Annotated in this window: 15 protein-coding genes and 3 tRNA genes; 4 read left to right on the top strand and 14 right to left on the bottom strand. The window is 67.2% G+C overall.

Annotation, left to right across the window (positions count from 1 at the left end; all coding sequences use genetic code 11):
• Nucleotides 1–150 precede the first annotated feature (150 nt).
• Together DK26_RS00590 and dps are read right to left on the bottom strand one after the other, a co-directional pair.
• Nucleotides 151–2,979 carry a valine--tRNA ligase gene (locus tag DK26_RS00590; protein WP_066467275.1) on the bottom strand — a complete coding sequence of 943 codons (2,829 nt, stop codon included), beginning with the start codon at nt 2,977–2,979 and terminating at the stop codon, nt 151–153.
• A 148-nt stretch (nt 2,980–3,127) separates the two neighbouring features.
• Nucleotides 3,128–3,607 (bottom strand): DNA starvation/stationary phase protection protein Dps, encoded by a 480-nt coding sequence (dps, locus tag DK26_RS00585; RefSeq protein ID WP_066467273.1) that lies wholly within the window; start codon nt 3,605–3,607, stop codon nt 3,128–3,130.
• Between the two features lie 167 nt (nt 3,608–3,774).
• Here dps and DK26_RS00580 point away from each other — a divergent pair, with 167 nt between their 5' ends.
• Nucleotides 3,775–4,260 carry a pyridoxamine 5'-phosphate oxidase family protein gene (locus tag DK26_RS00580; protein ID WP_066467403.1) on the top strand — a complete coding sequence of 162 codons (486 nt, stop codon included), beginning with the start codon at nt 3,775–3,777 and terminating at the stop codon, nt 4,258–4,260.
• Nucleotides 4,261–4,278: 18 nt separating this feature from the next.
• The gene (locus DK26_RS00575; protein ID WP_066467271.1) at nt 4,279–4,515 is read left to right on the top strand and encodes a hypothetical protein; all 237 of its coding nucleotides are present in this window, start codon (nt 4,279–4,281) and stop codon (nt 4,513–4,515) included.
• Nucleotides 4,516–4,732: 217 nt separating this feature from the next.
• Here DK26_RS00575 and DK26_RS00570 read toward each other — a convergent pair whose 3' ends face one another.
• The 5 genes from DK26_RS00570 to DK26_RS00550 form a co-directional block, all read right to left on the bottom strand.
• The gene (locus tag DK26_RS00570) at nt 4,733–5,338 is read right to left on the bottom strand and encodes a DUF2497 domain-containing protein (RefSeq protein WP_083532870.1); all 606 of its coding nucleotides are present in this window, start codon (nt 5,336–5,338) and stop codon (nt 4,733–4,735) included.
• Nucleotides 5,339–5,539: 201 nt separating this feature from the next.
• Nucleotides 5,540–6,955 carry a TolC family outer membrane protein gene (locus DK26_RS00565; protein ID WP_248309831.1) on the bottom strand — a complete coding sequence of 472 codons (1,416 nt, stop codon included), beginning with the start codon at nt 6,953–6,955 and terminating at the stop codon, nt 5,540–5,542.
• Nucleotides 6,956–7,195: 240 nt separating this feature from the next.
• Complete coding sequence (locus tag DK26_RS00560; protein ID WP_066467266.1) at nt 7,196–7,837, bottom strand: hypothetical protein; 642 nt, start codon at nt 7,835–7,837, stop codon at nt 7,196–7,198.
• An 873-nt stretch (nt 7,838–8,710) separates the two neighbouring features.
• Nucleotides 8,711–10,675: an acyltransferase family protein gene (locus tag DK26_RS00555; protein WP_066467264.1), complete on the bottom strand. Its 1,965-nt coding sequence runs from the start codon at nt 10,673–10,675 to the stop codon at nt 8,711–8,713.
• Between the two features lie 423 nt (nt 10,676–11,098).
• Nucleotides 11,099–11,172: transfer RNA gene (locus DK26_RS00550), tRNA-Cys, on the bottom strand.
• Nucleotides 11,173–11,362: 190 nt separating this feature from the next.
• On the opposite strand from DK26_RS00550, the gene DK26_RS00545 reads away from it, so the two are divergent.
• Both DK26_RS00545 and DK26_RS00540 read left to right on the top strand, forming a co-directional pair.
• Nucleotides 11,363–11,437 (top strand) — tRNA-Asn (locus DK26_RS00545).
• Nucleotides 11,438–11,815: 378 nt separating this feature from the next.
• Nucleotides 11,816–12,139 carry a hypothetical protein gene (locus DK26_RS00540; protein WP_157089435.1) on the top strand — a complete coding sequence of 108 codons (324 nt, stop codon included), beginning with the start codon at nt 11,816–11,818 and terminating at the stop codon, nt 12,137–12,139.
• A 204-nt stretch (nt 12,140–12,343) separates the two neighbouring features.
• On the opposite strand, the gene DK26_RS00535 is transcribed toward DK26_RS00540, so the two are convergent.
• The 7 genes from DK26_RS00535 to DK26_RS00505 form a co-directional block, all read right to left on the bottom strand.
• Nucleotides 12,344–13,117, bottom strand: coding sequence for an aldolase/citrate lyase family protein (locus tag DK26_RS00535; RefSeq protein ID WP_066467257.1), 774 nt, complete (start codon nt 13,115–13,117; stop codon nt 12,344–12,346).
• A 173-nt stretch (nt 13,118–13,290) separates the two neighbouring features.
• Nucleotides 13,291–13,377, bottom strand: a tRNA-Leu gene (locus DK26_RS00530).
• 205 nt (nt 13,378–13,582) lie between these two features.
• Complete coding sequence (locus DK26_RS00525; protein ID WP_066467256.1) at nt 13,583–14,227, bottom strand: DUF1190 domain-containing protein; 645 nt, start codon at nt 14,225–14,227, stop codon at nt 13,583–13,585.
• 29 nt (nt 14,228–14,256) lie between these two features.
• A complete protein-coding gene (locus DK26_RS00520) occupies nt 14,257–15,837 on the bottom strand; it encodes an AMP-binding protein (RefSeq protein ID WP_066467254.1) in 1,581 nt (526 codons plus the stop codon).
• Nucleotides 15,838–15,918: 81 nt separating this feature from the next.
• A complete protein-coding gene (locus tag DK26_RS00515; protein ID WP_066467253.1) occupies nt 15,919–16,950 on the bottom strand; it encodes an amino acid ABC transporter substrate-binding protein in 1,032 nt (343 codons plus the stop codon).
• Between the two features lie 48 nt (nt 16,951–16,998).
• On the bottom strand, nt 16,999–17,634 hold the full coding sequence (locus tag DK26_RS00510; RefSeq protein ID WP_066467252.1) for a L,D-transpeptidase: 636 nt from the start codon (nt 17,632–17,634) through the stop codon (nt 16,999–17,001).
• Nucleotides 17,635–17,656: 22 nt separating this feature from the next.
• Nucleotides 17,657–18,136, bottom strand: a complete 480-nt coding sequence (locus tag DK26_RS00505) for a hypothetical protein (RefSeq protein ID WP_066467251.1) — start codon at nt 18,134–18,136, stop codon at nt 17,657–17,659.
• Nucleotides 18,137–18,472: the final 336 nt, after the last annotated feature.

Raw genomic sequence — 18,472 nt, 5'->3', positions numbered from 1 at the left:
GCCCCTGGCGCATGGATGCTGTGCGCCGCATGCATCTACGCGATCCTGCGGCCGGACGCCAGAATTCTCTTAGGCGAATGTCAGCAGCGCGACCGTTTCGTGACGACAAATGGTCGGGGCGGCCCTGAAAGAACCACCCCGACATTCGTCTCAGGACAGGCGATCGAGCGCTTCGCCGATCTTGAGCTTGCGGGCTTCGGCGGCTGCCTTGCGCTCGCGATTCTCCTCGACGATCTCCTCCGGCGCGCGCGCCATGAAGTCGGCATTGCCGAGCTTGCGCTCGACCGTGGCGATGTCCTGGTCGAGCTTGGCGAGCTCCTTCTCCAGCCGCGTCCGCTCGGCGCCGAGATCGATGATCCCGGCGAGCGGCAGGGCCGCGATCTCGCCGCGCACGATGATCTGGGCGGACTGGCCGGGCGCCGCATCGGCGAACTGGATCACCGAGAGCCGCGCCAGGCGCTCGATCATCGGCGCCCAGGCCTCGACGGCGGCGCGGGTCGCGGCGCTCGGCTTGACCAGCACCAGCGGCACCTGCGCCCCGCCGGGGACATTGGTCTCCGAACGGACCGAGCGGATATCGGAGATCAGGTCGACGACGAAGCCGATCTCGGCCTCAGCCGCCTCGTTGACCAGCGCGCCGAGCTGCGGCCAGCGCGTCAGGCAGACCAGCGCATCCTCCCCGGCCGGAACCGGCCGCGGCGCGCCGTCACCCGCCTTCTGGGCCCAGAGCTCCTCGGTGAGGAACGGCATGAACGGATGCAGCAGCTGGCAGATCAGGTCGATGACATGCGCGACCGTCGCCTGCGTCTCGGCCTTGGCGGAAAGCGAGACCGCGTCAGTGCCCTCGCCCTGCAGCACCGGCTTCGACAGTTCGAGATACCAGTCGCAGAACTGGCCCCAGACGAAGCGATAGGCCGCGTCGGCCGCCTCGTTGAACTTGAAGCTCTCGATGCCGGCGGCGATCGCGTCGGCGGTGCGTGCCGCCTCGGAGAGGATCCAGCGGTTGAGCGGCAGCGCGACCCTGGCGGGGTCGAAGCCCTCGGCCCGCACGCAGCCGTTCAGCTCGGCGAAGCGGGCGGCGTTCCAGATCTTGGTCGCGAAATTGCGGTAGCCTTCGACGCGCGCGGTCGAAAGCTTGATGTCGCGCCCCTGCGCCGCCATCGCCGAGAGCGTGAAGCGCAGCGCATCCGCGCCATACTTGTCGACGAGCACCAGCGGGTCGATGACGTTGCCCTTGGACTTCGACATCTTCGCGCCCTTCTCGTCGCGAACGATGGCGTGGATGTAGACGTCCTTGAACGGCACCTCGTCCATGAAGTTGAGGCCCATCATCATCATCCGGGCGACCCAGAAAAAGATGATGTCGAAGGCGGTGACCAGCGTCGCCGTCGGGTAGTAGCGCCGAAGCTCGTCCGTCTCCTCAGGCCACCCTAATGTCGAGAACGGCCAGAGCGCCGAGGAGAACCAGGTGTCGAGCACGTCCGCATCGCGCGTCAGCGCGACCGGGCCGCCATAATGGCCGAGCGCCTGCGCCTGCGCGGCCGCCTCCGACTCGGCGACGAAGCACTCGCCGTCCGGCCCGTACCAGGCCGGGATCTGGTGGCCCCACCAGAGCTGGCGCGAGACGCACCAGGGCTCGATGTTCTCGAGCCAGTCGTTGTAAGTCTTGGTCCAGCTTTCCGGCGTAATCCTGGTGCGGCCGTCCTTGACCGCCTTGAGCGCGCGGTTGGCCAGCGGCTTGACGTCGACATACCACTGGTCGGTCAGCCAGGGCTCGATCACGACGTCAGAACGGTCGCCATGCGGCACGGTATGGGTGTTCGGCTCGACCTTGCGCAGGAGCCCGCGCGCCGCCATCAGGCCGACCACCGCCTTGCGCGCCGCGAAGCGGTCGAAGCCATGCAGCGCCAGCGTCTCGGCCTCGGGCGCAGCACCTTCCAGGAAGTCGGCATTGTCTTGAATCAGGATGCGAGCTTCGCCGTCCAGGATGTTGACGATCCTCAGCGAATTGCGCTTGCCGACATCGAAGTCGTTGAAGTCGTGCGCCGGGGTGATCTTGACCGCGCCGGTGCCCTTCTCCGGGTCGGCATAGTCGTCGCCGAAGATCGGGATGACGCGGCCGACCAGCGGCAGCACGGCATTCTTGCCGATCAGCCCCTTGAGCTTCTCGTTCTCGGGATGCACGGCGACGCCGGTATCGCCCAGCATCGTCTCAGGCCGGGTCGTGGCGACGGTGATGTAGGTCGCCGGGTTCTCCGCGTCGTAGGCGACGCCCTCGATCGGGTAGTCGAAATAGTAGAGATGCCCGTTCGGGTCCTTGGCCAGCGCCTTGTCGAGCTTGGCGGCGTCGAACGCCTCCTCGCCACCGCTCTGCCATTTGAACGAGCCGGTCTTCTCGACCTGCAGCACCTCGAGATCCGAGATCGCGGTCTGGAACTTCGGGTCCCAGTTCACCAGCCGCTTGGCGCGGTAGATCAACCCCTGCTTGTGCAGGGCGACGAAGACCTTGAGGACGGCGGCCGAGAGCCCCTCGTCCATGGTGAAGCGCTCGCGCGACCAGTCGCAGGAGGCGCCGAGGCGCTTCAGCTGGTTGACGATCGTGCCGCCCGATTCTTCCTTCCACTTCCAGACCTCGGCGACGAAGGCCTCGCGGCCCATGGTCCGCCGGTCCGAGCGGTTCTCGGCCGCGAGCTTGCGCTCGACCACCATCTGCGTCGCGATGCCGGCATGGTCGGTGCCCGGCTGCCAGAGCACGTCCTTGCCGCGCAGGCGCTCGAAGCGGCAGAGCACGTCCTGCAGCGTGTTGTTGAGCGCGTGGCCCATATGCAGCGAGCCGGTGACGTTCGGCGGCGGGATCACGATGCAATAGGGCTCGGCGCCGGGCGCAGCGCCCCGCCCTGCCCTGAAGGCGTCGGCCTTCTCCCACGCTTCGCTGATGCGCGCCTCGACGCTGGCCGGCTCGAATGTCTTGTCCATCATCGCTTTGCTCGAACGCCGAAAGGCCAGGGAACCTGCCCCGGCCGTTGAATAACGAAAGCCAAAAGGTCTGCCGCCTTAAGAGCGCATGCAGGGGCGGCGCGTCAACGTTTTCGACGCGATGCAGCCCTGCATCGGGCTCCGGTGAGCCTCAGGCGGCCTGCGATTGCAGGAACCAGAGCGCCTTGTCGAGCATGCGCGAATAAGCGGTCAGGAGATCGGCGGTGCCGGTGTCGCCGGCCTCGTCGCTCTTGTCGATCGCCTCGCGGACACTGTTGGCCGTCGCCGCATAGCGTTCGATCAGGGCGGCGAGATGATCGGCAACCGCGACGATCTCCGTCGGATAGGGTTTGAGATCGCTGCCCGCGGCGACCGCCTGCGTCGTTCCGAGCGCGATGCCGCCAAGCTGGGCGACCCGCTCGGCTACCGTGTCGACATGGCCGTCGAGCTCCTTGCGGAAGCCGTCGAGCATCAGATGCACGCCGATGAAGCCAGGCCCTTTCAGATTCCAGTGGGCCTGCTTCGTCGCGAGGGCGAGATCGATACCGTCCTGCAATCGCTCGTTCAGGAGGCCCATCACCTCGTTCTTGGCGTTGGAAGGCAGGTCGATGCGCGAAGCGGGCTTCTTCATGGCGGGTTCCTCGGAGGGGAGAGCGACAACGCTCTCCAAACGCATGAGCGCCGGGCCCGTTCCGTGACCGCGGCAAGCGACAGACATTGGCAGCGGAGATCGACATGGCGAAAGGAACCCGCGCGCCCTCCGTCCGTTGGGAAAGGCAGATCAAGGAGGACCCGAAAATGCCCCGCCACACCGACCAGGATCATGTCTGGGAGCTGATCGAGGAGATCGGCCTGTGCATGCTCGTCAGCCATGACGGCAGCGGCGACCGTTTCCACGCCCGCCCGATGAGCGCTCATGCCAGGCGCGACGAGGACGCGATCTACTTCCTCACCGACAAGCGCTCCCACAAGGACGACGAGGTCGAGATCAACGAGAATGTCTGCCTGACCTTCGCCGACAATGCCGCCTACAAGTACGTTTCGGTCAGCGGCACCGCGAACGTGCTCGACGACCGGCCGCGCGTCGAGGAGCTCTGGTCGACCGCCGCCCGCGCCTTCTGGGAGAGCAAGGACGATCCCAACATCCGGATTCTGCGGGTACGGCCAGCAACGGCGGAGTTCTGGGACAGCCCGGGCAAGATCGTCACCACGGTGAAGATGGTCGCGGCGGCCGTCACTGGTTCGCGGCCGGATCTCGGCGCCAACCGCAAGGTCGTTCTCTAACAGCGGGGGAGCAAGCCCATGAGACTACTGGTCCATCTCGTCGGCGCCTGGGTCGCCGCCGAAGCGGCTTCGGGCCGCTATCCCCGCCCGGTCTCGCTGGCACTGGGGGCACTGGTCTCGCGCCTCGGCCCGCCCACCGCGCTGATGGCGATCGCCGGCTACACCATCCAGCGCCTCTATGAAGGCGGTGTCTTCGACAACTACCGGCCGCGGACCATGCAGCGGGTCAAGGCACGCACGTCCAAGCGGCGTTAGGCCCCGGCGCGGCAGAAGCGAGACACTAGCGCGGCAAGACCACTGTCATGCCGAGACAAGCCGCGAAGCTCCTGGATCCATCGCAGGGAACTGCGCTCTACGATGGATTCCGGCACTTCGCTCCGCTTCGGTCGGAATGACGCTGCTTTTTCGGAAACGCTCAAGACGGACGGATCATCGGGGCGGGAGCCGCGACAATCCCGTCCAGCGGGCCGCCTCAGTGGCGCCCGCCGCGAGCGACGCGCTCGATTTCCGCGCGCACCAAGCGCTCGACCATGCCCGGCAGATTGTCGTCGAGCCAAGTCTTCAACATCGGCTTGAGCATGTCCTTGACCAAATCCTCGAGGGTCCGGGCATTGTTGCTCAGCACGGTGTTGGCGAGGGCGCCGAAGGCGTTATGCACGGCGGCACCGGCCTGATCGGAGATCAGTGAAGCCATGTCGAGCTGCGGCGGGGCAGCCGGCGCAGCCTGAATGGGTGGCGGAACGAACGCGACCGGTTGCGGCTCGGGTTGAACGGGCACAGGCGCGACGACCGCTGGCTCCGCAAAATCGACGTCATCGCTGGCGATCACCGGCGCAGGCTCGTCGATACGGCTCGCCTCCACGCCGAGATCGAGAACGTCGTCCTCGGGCTCAGCGGCAGGCTCGGGCTCGGGGACCGGCTCCGGCTCGGGAGCAGGGGCGAGCGCAACAGGCTCGGGCGTTATCTCGGCATCGGCCTCGGCAGGCGCGGCCGGCTTCTCGTCATCCGCGATGATCCGCCGGATGGAGGCGAGAATCTCCTCCATCGAGGGTTCATTTGGCTTGGGCTGCGCGCTCATGCTGAATCCGGGCCACTCGACCGGGGAACGCCCATGGAATCAGCGTGCCCCCGCATCATGAGTAGTTCACTGCTGAACCGGCAGGCAAGGCGCCGACGCGGCAGCCCACAGGAGAAATCCGGGGTGTTGCCGCCGCGCATGAATGAAAGCCGCGATCTGCCAGCCAGCTCCGGAACTCTGCCCGTGCCGGGAACGCTCCGCTCAGCGGCCGTCCGGCACCTGCGTGCCCCAGAGCAAGCCCTTGACCTGGTCGTAGTGCTTGCGGGCGTCATAGCGCTCCGCCTTCAGCTTCAGCGTGTCGGCCGAGAGCTTGCCGGTGGCCGAAAGCACCGCATAGGACGCGACGACGCGGTCGCGCTGCGCCGTCACCAGCGTCGAGCGGGCGATGACCAGTTCCTGCTGCGCGTTCAGCACGTCGAGCGTCGTGCGCTGGCCGACCTTGGCCTCCTCGCGGACACCGGCGAGCGCCGTCTCGGCCGCCTGCACCTGCGCTTGCGCCGCGGTGATCTGCGCCTTAGCCGCATCGAGCGCGCCCCAGGCCGAGACGACCGCCGCGCGGACCGTATCACGCGAGGTGTCGACGTCGATGCGCCGCTGCCCGGCCGTTTCCTTGGCCTGACGGGTACGTGAATAGACCTGCCCGCCTTCGTAGATCGGAATCGTCAGCGTGGCGACGGCGGTGGCGGACGAGCGGTTGTCGCCGAACAGCGTGTTGTCGTAGCGCTGCTGCACGATGCCGCGCACGCCGAGCACCGGATAGAGATCGGCCTCGGTGACCTTCACCTGCAGCTCGGCAGCATCGACGCCGTGCAGCGCGGCGATAATCGCCGGATGGCCGGTCAGCGCCGTATTGAGCGCCGCCGGCAGGGATTTCGGCAGGAGATTCTCGACCGGGCGGCCGGGCGAGAGCTGCTTCGGCTCGATGCCGACATTCTGCCGGAAGCGGGCGATCGAGGTCTTGAGGTTCGATTCGGCCAGGATCGCCTGCGACTGGGCCTGCGAGAGGCGCGCCTCGGCCTGGGCGACGTCGGTGCGCGTCACCTCGCCGACCTGGAAGCGATCGCGCGTCTGGCGCAGCTGCTCTTCCAGAACCTCGACGTTGTTGCGGTTGAGATTGAGGATCGCGGTATCGCGCAGCACGTTCATATAGGACGTCGCAGCGTCGAGCAGCACGTTCTGCTCGGTGTTGAGCAGCGTCGCGCGGGCGCCGAGCACCTGCGATTCGGCCTGGCTCACGGAGCTGCGGGTCTTGCCGCCGTCGAAGATGTTCTGGTCGACCTGGAGCCCGACGCCGCGCGGGTTGAGCCGCGAGGTGTTGTTGTTGTGAAAGGTCCCGTTCCGCGGGACGGACGGGACGCTGCTCTCGGTGATGCTGGCGCCGATATCGGCGGATGCGTTGATTCGCGGGCGATAGCCCGACAGGGCCTGCGGAACGTTCTCGTTGGTGGCACGGACGGCGGCGCGCTGGGAGTTAAGGGTCGGGTTGCCCGAGTAGGCGCGAGACAGCGCCGATTCCATGGTCTGTGCGACAGCCGGTGCTGCCAAGCCCGTGCCGAGGACGCAGACCAGCGCCAGGCGGCTCGCGGACTTTTTCAGGAATACGATCGTTTCAGTCACCGGACGCCTCTTGTAGCGGACTCTTGTCACGCCCAGGCATCGCCCCAGCCTCGGCACTCGTTTCAAATTTATATGCGCGACGAGCGATATCGCCAACGCCATGGGGGAGTTCGACGCCTTTCAATTCCCGAGTGCCGCAAAAATGAGACACTCCTTACGTTCCTGGAGGTGACGCCCGGAGGGCGGCACAAAATTCGCTTGATGCCTTCCGGAGCCCGCGGCGTCGGAAGTCATGCCGCCTCAGAACACGAATGCCTCGGCCTTGCGGAACTCGCGCAGGGCCGGCGCCGCAGCGTCGAACACCGGCCGGCCGGTCAGCGTGTCGCCGGCATGGCGGTAAAGGATCACACGCGCAGCGCGGCCGAGCCCCTCGATCGCGATCAGCCGCCCGCCGGGAGCGACATGGCCGAACAGGCTGCTGGGCTGCGTCTCACAGGCGCCGCCGACGAGGACGACGTCGAACTGCGCCTTGGCCGGAAGCTCGGCCAGCAGATTCGCCGCCGGCACGCCGGATTGTCCGAAGGCGACGCGCGCCAGTGCCAGCGCCGCCGCGTCGGGCTCGCAAAGGCTCGCCTGCGCCCCCATCGCCGCCAGCAGCGCCGCGCCGTAACCCGACCCGCCGCCATATTCGAGCGCGCGCTCGCCGGCCTTCAGCTCCACCGCCTGGATCATGCGGGCGACGACCATCGGGGCCATCAGGGCGCGTGTCGTGCCCGGCAGCGCGACCGCCTGGTCGAGATAGGCAAGATGGGCGAGCTCGCCCGGCAGGAAGACCTCGCGCGGCACGCTGTCGGCTGCGGCGAGCACGGCACGGTCTGTCACGTCATAGGTGCGCAGCTGGCAATCCACCATCATGCGACGCAGATCCGCGAAGCTCGACATGCTCAAAATCTCCGAATGACGGCGCGAGGCCGTGCCGCCGGGTTTTGGGCGAGGCCGCCGCAAAAGGCAAGGCCGTCCCGGGCGGTGCATTGGGGGTACGCTTCGGAGCGAGAACGATTGCCTCGCTGATCGGACGCCGGCCGCATGGGATACGGGAAAGAACCTGACCCCGCACCGCCTGCCCCGATCCGGCCTCAAGCAAGGCGCGGCGCAGACTTGCCGACCTCGCCGGAACGGAGCGATTCGGTCGCATCGAGACTGGGCCAGGAACCCCGCCCGCGCCCGCGGCGATCACGGCGCGGCCGACTCGGACCCGCCCGCCTGCCCTAGCCATGCCTGCGCGCCGCCGCAGCCGCCCTGCCGAAACGCGCGGATGGAGTCCGGCGCAGCTTCCCCGCGAAGCCGAGAGATCGGCGAAAGCCGCCAGACCCTGGCGAAATGGCCCGGATAGGAACAATCCTAAGTAAAGCGACACCGTTCGCTTTACGGCTCGGCCGGACACTGCCCCTCGCAACAGAGGAGCGGCAGATGGTTCTTACGGTACTCGGAATTCTGGGCTTCCTGGCGCTCGGCTATGCGCTCTACGTCGCAGCCGCGCCGGAGAAGGTCGCCGCCGCGCCACAGAAGGCGCTCATCAGCTAGGCGAAACGCCCTGCCGGACAAAGCCTGCGAGGCCAGTTCGGCAACCTGGTATCGCCTTGCGATCGCCGGAACGCCAAACCCGGCTCGGCAATCCAGTTCGGGCAGCCGCCGCGTCTCAACGAACTCGCGCACGAGCATTGGCGCAGATCTCAGCCGTTGCTCGCGCTGCGCGATCGGTGCGGCTTCGAAGCCTTGCGCCCGTTCGATACCCCCGGGAACCTGACCGGCGGATCATGGCTGGGCTTCACGGACCATTGCCCCTGCGAATGGCGGCGGCAGGCGGCCGCTATTCGCCAGGAGGTCCAGCACCTTCCTGGCCCCCGCATAGCTGAGATGCCCCGCGTCGCGGTACAGCGCAACCCCTTCGAGGATGGCGTGGCAGAGCCGTTCATCGCAGATCGCATCGGAGAGGCGGATGTTTTTCGCCCCGGCCGACACCGCAGCGCTCACGAGACTGTCGATGGAGGCCGAATAGGCGCGATAGGTCGGCGCCGACGAGCCGCAACGCGAGGGCTCGCCGACCATGAACCGACCGTCGAGGACCATGAACTTGCCGGCGGCGGTGCGCTCGCTGCAGAGGACCTGCCCGTCGGTAACTCCCGGCGGCGGCGTGACCACGAGGACGTTCTTGCCGGCCGCCGTGAGGTCGGTGACGACCTGGCGCAAATGCTGCTGCGCGTTTTCCAGGCTGGAGGCCTCGACCGTCAGCTCGCCATTGCCTTGCCGCTGGATCATCTGGAAACCCGGCACCGAGTACTGCCAGAATGACGCGGCCAGGATGACCGTGCTGACGGAGCTGGGACCGAGCGCGAACGTCCTGACGGCATCGTTGAATGCGAGGCATTTCTCCGTAACCAGCCGGGCACTGTCCTGCGCGGGATTATACGGGGCATACCCGATGAATGGCGGGCACCCGCTATAGGCCGCCTGCACCATTCCGCCCTTCAGATGTGCCGCAGCCCCCGATGCGAAGACCATCGCATAGGAATCGCCCCAGACGAGGGTTTCGGGCCGGGGCGCGGTCTGGCACGCCGCCCTGCTCTGGAAAACATGGGTGTCGCACGACCGATCGAGGCCGTAGTTCGGCCGGCGAAGATGGGCCCAGTCGGCCCCGGCCACCGAATGGGCCTGTGCGCCGAGCTGGATACCGACCAGTCCCAAGGCCGCGACGAGCGCTCCTGCAGCGTAGCGCCTGGCGGGAACCTTCATCCGCCGGAAGGGCTGCTCCACGAAGAAATACATCAGGCAAGCGATAGCGACCGCGACAAGCAGGCCGCCCACGCGCGCATTCGGGTCCGGAGGTGCCGTCCAGACGCTGTTCATGAAGACGACGATCGGCCAGTGCACCAGATAGAGCGAGTAGGAGATGTTACCGATGAGGGCGAGCGCCCTCGTCAGCGGAAACCGGGACAGGCCGGCGTGGTTGACCAGGATCACGACCAGGGTCGCCGCGCAGACGAGCAGGGCATCGACGCCCGGATGCGGCCATCCCGTGCTCTTCACCGCCAACAGCGAAATGGTCGCTAGGGCCGGAGCCAATGCCCAGGAAAGGCCGCGCAGGCGGGCACCGCGTGCGACGAGCAGGGCCCCCCACGCTCCCATCAGCAATTCCCAGGCTCTCGTCGGGAGCAGATAGAACGTCGCCGTTGGAAACTTCCACGACAGGGCGATGCAGGCGCCGAAGCTCGCAAGGCCGAGAACGACAATCCCCGCCGGCCAGGCCCTGCGCGGCAGGACGAGAAGGACAATCGGAAACAGGAGATAGAACTGCTCTTCGATCGCCAGCGACCACATGTGAAGCAGTGGCTTGAAGCCGGCGGCGACCCCGAAATAATCCACCTCACGCCACAGCACGAGGTTGATGGTGTAGGTGAGCGCCCCGATCGTCTGCCGCGTCAGGGCGGCCATCTCGATCGAATTCAGAAACCAGATCGCGCCGATCGACGTCAGCAGGATCGTCGCATAGGCAGCCGGCAGCAAGCGCTTCGCTCGCCGGAGATAGAACTCGGTGATCGAGAAGCGGCCGTCGGCAATCTCGCGCGTGATCAGCCCGGTGATCAGGAAGCCGGAAATCACGAAGAAGATGTCGACGCCGAGAAACCCCTGCGTGAACGGGCCGAGCTTGAAATGATCCAACAGCACGAGACTGACCGCGACGCCTCGCAGCGCTTGGATATCTGTACGAAAGGAGCTCATAGCCAGATCTGGAGAGAGGGCCGCCGAATAGTCTGATTAGCTGCGCTCGGCCAGATTGCAAGGACCGGGAGATCGCGCAGTATCGCAGCGATCCATCGACGGAAAAACGCTCCGGCGCAGCGGATAAGCTGAGCGGTTCTTACCTGCTGGAGCGCGACGCAAAGCAGTCCATCCTTTGCCAGGAAGCGCGGAAAGGACACGACCGGAATCGATCCTGGCCGCCATCGGATCGGAAACGCCGCAGCAGACTGCGCTCTGCATGGAGAAGGCGGCTCGCCGCAGCCTGGGCCGGCGCCAACGGCGGTCGCTCAGGAAAGGGATAGGAACGGAAACGAAATCGTCACGCCCGCAGTCAGGCGAAACTCGGGCGCAACACCACGCCCAAAGCGTTCGGGAGATCGGCCCGGCGCATGAAAAAACGTTTGGAGGCCTCGCCCGGAATCGAACCGGGGTGCAAGGATTTGCAGTCCTCTGCGTAACCACTCCGCCACGAGGCCTTCCGGGAGATCACGCGGGCGTGATCTCCATAGCGCCGCCTATAACCACATGGCGGGCGCGTCCGCAACCGAAACCGACACGACAACCACAGCGAAAATGCGGCGCGACGTCACGATGACGATTTGCCGGCATGTTGCGTCGCAAAGGGCTTGCACCCGGCGAGCGTCGTCGCTATACGCCCCCCATCGGTCCCGGATAGCTCAGCGGTAGAGCAATCGACTGTTAATCGATTGGTCGCAGGTTCGAATCCTGCTCCGGGAGCCAACAGTTTCAAGGGCTTAGTCGAGAGATCGGCTAAGCCCTTTCTGTTTCGCGCCCACGGCGCCCTCCAGCCTCTCAAATCCCCGCATTTTCCGCTTTTCCGCCTCTCGGAGGCAATGCCGCCTGACCCCGGCGCCCCCGGTCCCCGGTTGCGCGTCAGGCTGCCGCGGGCGCGAGTCGCCCGCCGTCCGGCTCGAATCGCGACACGAGGCAGGCCGACGCAAGTCCAGGGCGACGGGTAATCATCTGGATTCGCCGGCAGCGGGACGCGCTCGGCCGCCCGATTTCGCGACACGGCGCGCGCCGGTACGATTCGTCCGTCGAAAGCCGCTTGCGAACGGCGGGCGCTTGCTCCCCGCTCAGCTTGGGGCCAGCGACGCCATGCGCTATCAGCGCCGGGAACGAATGGGAGGCCAGCGCGTGGCGTATACCGACGAACTCGAGCCGCTGATCGCGCTGGAACAGGACCTGCGCCGCAGAATCGCCCTGCAGATCGCGGCGGAGACCGGCGCACCGGCACGCCCTTCGCCCACCGAGGACGAGCTGGCGGCCGCCGACGAGGCTATCGCCGGCTGGGTCGAGGCCGGCGAAGACGAGCAGGACATGCGCGCCTTCCGGCCGATCGGCCCGCTCCAGGCCCTGCTCGCCGACCATCAGGCGATCTTCGAGCGGATCCTCGACATCCGCGATCGCCGGCTGTCCTGACGCCGCGCCCTCCCGCGGCGACGGCTCTCAGCCGGGCCTGGAGTGGAGATGCTTCAGGTCAAGAAATCCAACGCCATTCCGGCCACAGCGAAGCGGAGCGCCGGAATCCATCGTGGGGAACCGAGCCTTACGATGGATCCCGGAGCTGCGCCGCTTCACGGCTTGTCCGGGATGACGCGGTTTTCCGCGCGAATCCAACCAACGTTAGAGCGTGCGCAGCGTCTTCAGCGCCGCCGCGACGCTGTTCTGGTAATGCGCGACATCGACGCCCTGCGCGATCACCGAATAGCCGAGCTCGCGCACCCTTTTCGACCAGCCGAGATCGCCGGCCATCAGCCCGGCCGCCTTGCCCTTCTCGCGGGCGCTGCGCCCGACATGGCGGAGCGCCGCCTCGAAATCCGGATGATCGAACTGGCCGGGAATGCCCATGAAGTTCGAAAGGTCGAAATGGCCGACCCAGAGCACGTCGATTCCCGGCACCGCCGCGATCGCTTCGGCATTCGCGACACCCTGCGGGCTTTCGATCTGCGCGATGATCACCGTGCGGGCGGCAGCCCTGGCGATCTTGTCGATGGGCGAGCCCGGCAGATAGTCGTCATGTGCCACCCCGAAGGCGGCGCCGCGATGCCCGTTCGGCGGGTAATGCGCGCACGAAGCGATCAGCCGCGCCTGCTCGTCCGTGTTGACCATCGGCACCATCACGCCATGCGCGCCGACATCGAGCGCCCTCGCGATCAGGCTGTATTCCGTGGTCGGCACCCGGATGATCGGCGCGATCGAGAGCCCCCGGCAGGCGGCGCAGAGCATCCGCATCGTCTCGAAGCTGGTGGCGGCATGCTCCATGTCGAGCAGGATGAACTCCGCCCCGGCGGCCGCCGCGATCGCCGGCAGCCCCGGCACGAAGAATTCGAGGGCCATCGTCCCCGCCACCAGCTCGCCCGACTGGATCCGCGCCTTCAGCCCGCTTGCACCGCTCATCCGATTCCTCCCCTTGCAATGGAATACGCCCATCTGAGCGCATCCAGCGCCCGGCGCCGCATTGCTAACTCGGCAAGGGGCACCCGACGCGAACGCAAGGCGGCGACGGCCGCACCGACATGGCGGCAGTGTCCGGCCGGTTCAGGTGTAGGAATCGGGAATCAGGATCGGGCTGGTGCGGACGGCGGGAATCGAACCCGCACACCATCTCTGGCGAGGCATTTTAAGTGCCTTGCGTCTACCAGTTTCGCCACGTCCGCGCCGGGACACGGTTAGCCTTCTGCGTGCGCGGCCACAAGGGCAAGCGCTGCATGCCTGCCTTCGGAACCGACCCGTCATCCTGGACAAGCCGCGAAGCGGCGCAGCTCCGGGAGCCATCGTAAGGCTGCTGCGCTCTACGATGAATCCCGGGGCAAGCTCGGGATGACGGCACTTGTTGGGAGTCGTTGGTGAGTATCGCCGGGGTCAGCGCCGGCGGCTCGGCTTGTACCATTCGACGCCATCGGGATCGACATAGAGCCCAGGCGCGACATCGGAGCCGATCTTCTTCTCCTCCATCGGCACGCGCACCGTGTCGTCGCGGTCGCCGCGGCGGATATAGGGACCGCTCGCCTGGGCGTGGCCGCGCGAGCCATCACCGCCGCCGATCACGGAGCGCCGCCCGGCGACCTTGTCGTCGAGCGCCGCGACCTTCCGGGCCGAGAAGGCGATCTTCGCCGAGCCCTCGACGATCGGCAGCGCCTTGCTGGCTGCCCCCTCGCCGCTGACGCGGATGCCGACGAAGCGCGGCACATAGGTCGCCCCGCCACCGCCGCGCGCCAGCGCGTCCCAGCCACCGGTGGTCGAGACCTGGGCGCCGCAGCGCTTATGCGCACGCTCGCACGCCGCCCGCGAGGCATAGCGCGGCGCCTTCTGCTCGAATTCGGCGCGGGCATTGCGATAGGCAAACTCGCACTGCTCGGCCGAGAGCTTGCCGGCTTCAATGCATTCGTCGCGGCGCACATAGGTCTGCCCGACAGCCTGCGCCGCGAGATCGGCCGACGAAAGCGCCAGCCCGAACGCGAACAGCGAGGCCATCCTGATCATGGCGACGGGAAGGAACAGCAGCATGGCCCCTCTGAGATCATGCGATTGTGGCGTTACAGCAGCGGCCGCATCGTGATCGCGAGCTCGCGCGTCGCGCCATAATCGATCTTGCCGTTGCCGAGCACCGGGATGGCCCGGGTGACGAGCAACGCCTTCGGCATCCACAGTTCCGGGAAGCCCTGGAGCTTCGCCTCGTCCTGCAGCGCCTTCTTGTCGCCATCCGGCTTTTCGGTGACGAGCACGAGCTGCTCGCCCTTGCGCAGGTCCGGCAAGGCGACGACGACGTGGTTGAAGCCCGGCCACAGGCCGGAAATCATCGATTCGACCGCCGCCAGCGAGACCATCTCGCCGCCGAGCTTGGCGAAGCGGCGCGCCCTGCCCCTTATGCTGACGAAGCCGTCCTCGATCGCGACGATGTCGCCGGTATCGTGCCAGCCGCCCTCGGGCGGGGCGAGCGTGCCCGGGCTGTCGGCGTTGAGATAGCCCAGCATCACATTGGGCCCCTTCACCATCAATCGGCCGCCCTCATGGATGCCTTCGACCGGCTCCAGTCTCGCGGTGATGCCGGGCAGGAGCCGCCCGACCGTGCCTTCGCGCATCGCGCTCGGCGTGTTGACCGCCAGCACCGGCGCGCATTCGGTGCAGCCATAGCCTTCGAGGATGGTGGTGCCATAGGGCTGCCACAGCGCCCGCGTCTCCGGCTTCACGCGCTCCGCGCCGGCGACGACATAGCGCACGCACTTGAGGTCGCCCTCGCTCGCGGCACGGGCATAGCCTTGCAGAAAAGTGTCGGTCGCGAGCAGGAAGGTCGCGCCGGTTTCGGCGATTAGCCGCGGCACCTGCTTGTAGTGCAGCGGGCTCGGATAGAGCACGACCTTCATTCCGTGCAGCAGCGGCACCAGCATCCCGGCGGTCAGCCCGAAGGAATGGAAGGCCGGCAGCGGGTTCATGAAGATGTCGCGCTCGGAGATGGCGCCCTGCGCGTGCTGGAAGACCTGCCGCGCATTGGAGACCAGATTGGCATGGCTCAGCACCACGCCCTTGGGCTTGCCCTCGGTGCCGGAGGTGAAGAGCACGACCGCCGGATCATCCGGTGCGGCGGCGTAGCGCCGGTGGATCAGGCCGGGCACCAGCGAGGCGAGCGCGCCGAGCGCCTTGTCGAGGCTGGTCAGCTCCTTGCGGACATCCTCGAGATAGATCACCCGCCGGCCCTGGCCGATCGCCTCGATCACCTCGTCGAGCTTGGCCTGGTCGATGAAGCGCTTCGAGGTGACGATGGTCGAGAGCGGCGCGACCTCGCAGGCCGCCTTCAGGTTCTTCGTCCCGGCGGTGAAGTTCAGCAGCGCCGGCACCCGGCCATAGGCCGACAGGCCGAACAGGGTGACGGCCATGCCCTGCATGTTCGGCAGGAGGAGGCCGACCTTCTCGCCGGCTTGCGTCTGCGCCGCGAGCTTGCGGCCGAGCACGAAGGCTCCGAGCACCAGGCGACCGAAGCTGATCGGCTGGCGCTCCGGATCTTCGAGCGCGATCCGTGCCCTGCCATGGCGTGAGACGGCGGCGAGCAGGGCCGAGAACAGCGTGGTGCGCGCCCCTTCCGCGTCGAAGGGCTCCGCCCCGAATTCCGTGGCCGCCATGCTCCGTCCTGCTCCCGGCTGCGTTTCCTCTGGCGCCACCCTAAGGCGGGATGGCTTGCGAGGGAACGGCGCAGGCGCCGGTCAGCGCATCGGCGGGGCGTAGAGCACGCCGCCCATGTTCCAGAGCTGGTTCAGCCCGCGCGGAATGCCGAGCGGCGAATTCACCCCGAGATTACGCTCGTAGATCTCGGAATAGTTGCCGGTCGCCTTCACCGCGCGGATCGCCCAGGCATCGTCGAGGCCGAGCGACTTGCCGAAGCCGCCCTCCGCCCCGGTGAGGCGGCGCACATCCGGCTTGGTCGAGGCGGTCGCCTGGTCGGCATTGGCCGAGGAGACGCCGAGTTCCTCGGCATTGACCAGGGCGAAGTTCACCCATTTGACGATGGTGAACCACGGGAAATCGTCGGAGCGCGTCACCGGGCCGAGCGGCTCCTTCGAGATGACATCGGGCAGGATCACCGCATCGCCCGGCTTCGACAGTTTCAGCCTTTCGGCATAGAGCGCCGACTGGTCGCGGGTCAGCACATTGCACTGGCCGGACTGGAAGGCGGCGAGCGCCTCGGCGGCACTCGGAAAGGCCTTCTCCTCGATATCCATCGAATTGGCGCGGAAGAAGTCGCCGAGATTGAGCTGCGTCGTCGTCCCCGCCTCGACGCAGACCTTGGCCTTGTCGAGCGAAAGCGCGCCGTCGACGCCGAGCGAGCGCGCCACCAGGAAGCCCTGCCCGTCATGATAGGTCACGCCGGCGAAGGCGAGGCCGAGCTCGGCCTCGCGGCCGAGCGTCCAGGTCGAATTGCGCGAGAGCAGGTCGACCTTGCCGGCTTTCAGCGCCTCGAAGCGCTCGCCGGCCGAGAGCGGCGTGAAGTTGACCTTGCCGGCATCGCCAAGCACGGCGGCCGCGACCGCCCGGCAGAAATCGACGTCGAACCCGGCCCAGCGGCCTTGCGCATCCTTCTCGGAGAAGCCGCGCAGGCCCTCGCTGACGCCGCATTCCAGCGTGCCGCGCTGCTTGACCTTGTCGAGCGTGCCGGCAGCGGCAGGCAGCGCGACGAGGCTCGCGGCGAGCACGGCGAGCGCCGCTGGCTGGAGACGAATTCGGAACGCGCCTGGCATGGGAACCGCTCTCCTGATTGATGAATGGCGTCCGGCCCTAAGGGCCGGTCAGATCGTCGCCTTGTGGCGGACCACGACCTTGGTCCCGAGCGGAACGCGCGAATAAAGGTCGATGATGTCGCCATTGGCGAGCCGGAAGCAGCCCGACGAGATCGACTGGCCGATGGTCTCCGGCTGGTTGGTACCGTGGACGCGGAACACGGTCGAGCCGAGATAGAGCGCGCGCGCGCCCATCGGATTACCCGGGCCGCCGGCCATGAAGCGCGGCAGATAGGGCTGGCGCTGCAGCATCTCCGGCGGCGGGCGCCAATCCGGCCACTCTGCCTTGCGGCTGACCTGGACGAGGCCCGACCACTGGAAGCCCTCGCGGCCGACGCCGATGCCGTAGCGCAGCGCCCGGTTGTTGGGCTGCACGACATAGAGGAAACGGTCGGCGCTGTGGATCACCACCGTGCCCGGCGCCTCGTTCGAACGGAAGAACACCATCTGGCGGGCATAGGGCCCTTCCGTGATGGTAACCTCCTCGGTCGAGACCCGGCCCGGCTCATCGCCGACATCCATCGTCTCGGCGGGGGGCGTCATGCCCTTGCCCTGCGCCTGGACGGCGGCCGGAAAGGCCAGCGCCAGCAGCAGTGCCGCGGCGCTGAGGCCGCCAAGAATCCGTGTCGTATCGGGCTTTTTCATACAGGGCCGAGCCTCGCTGGTTTCAGGCGCCGCAGCGGACGTAAACGAAGGTGCCGTAGCGGCGGTTCGCATCGGGATCGACGAAGCGCATCGTCAGCATCGTATCGGTCGCCGAGAGGATCTCGCGGTCCTGCGGGTCGCCAGCCGGCGCCTCGAAACCGAGGAAGTTTCTGCCGCCCGGCCCGCCCTTCAACCGCAATTCATAGGGTTTCGGGTCGTCGGCGACATGCATCATCACGCCGTCGGTCGGCCCCTTGGAGATGGTATAGGGCTGCGAGCAACCGGCCTTGGCCTGCGCTTCGGTGCGCTTGCGGTCCTTCTCGGTATGGAAGGAGGCGATGCCCCAGCGGCCAATCAGGCGCTCGCGCGGAATGGTGGCAGGTCCCGCGGCGCCCGCAGCGGCAACGCCGCTGCCCGGTCCTTCGCTGGTCGAGCCGCAGCCGGCGAGCAACAAGGCAGCGCCGAACAGGCAGGCGCCCGTCGCTGCCCTGCGTCTGAGCATCCTCACAGAACTTGCAGCGCTGTCCCCGTCTGCCGACAGCCACGCCTCCGCCACTGGGTATGACGACGCTCTACGCATGCTTGGCCCCCCCGCTCAGCCCTATCATGGTCTCGGCTTTCCGCCGCGGTCAACGGTCGGTTCGGCCCCGAAGCTTTCGCCCGGCCGAATGAGCGCGTCCTCGCCGCCGCCGCATGGTCATCTCACCGCCCCGCCCTGGCGAGCGGCGCATGGCGGCGATGCGCCGTCCGCCGGCCTTCGAAAATTAACCGAGACAGCACCAAAAAGCCGAATGAAACCAATCTCTTCGGAAAGTGAAGCGCTCGACCCTGCGAGGAT

This window comes from Allobosea sp. WAO (assembly GCF_001509835.1).
GTDB lineage: Bacteria > Pseudomonadota > Alphaproteobacteria > Rhizobiales > Beijerinckiaceae > Allobosea.
The sequence above is the reverse complement of the archived record's forward strand: the minus strand, read 5'-3'. Positions and strand labels throughout refer to the sequence as shown.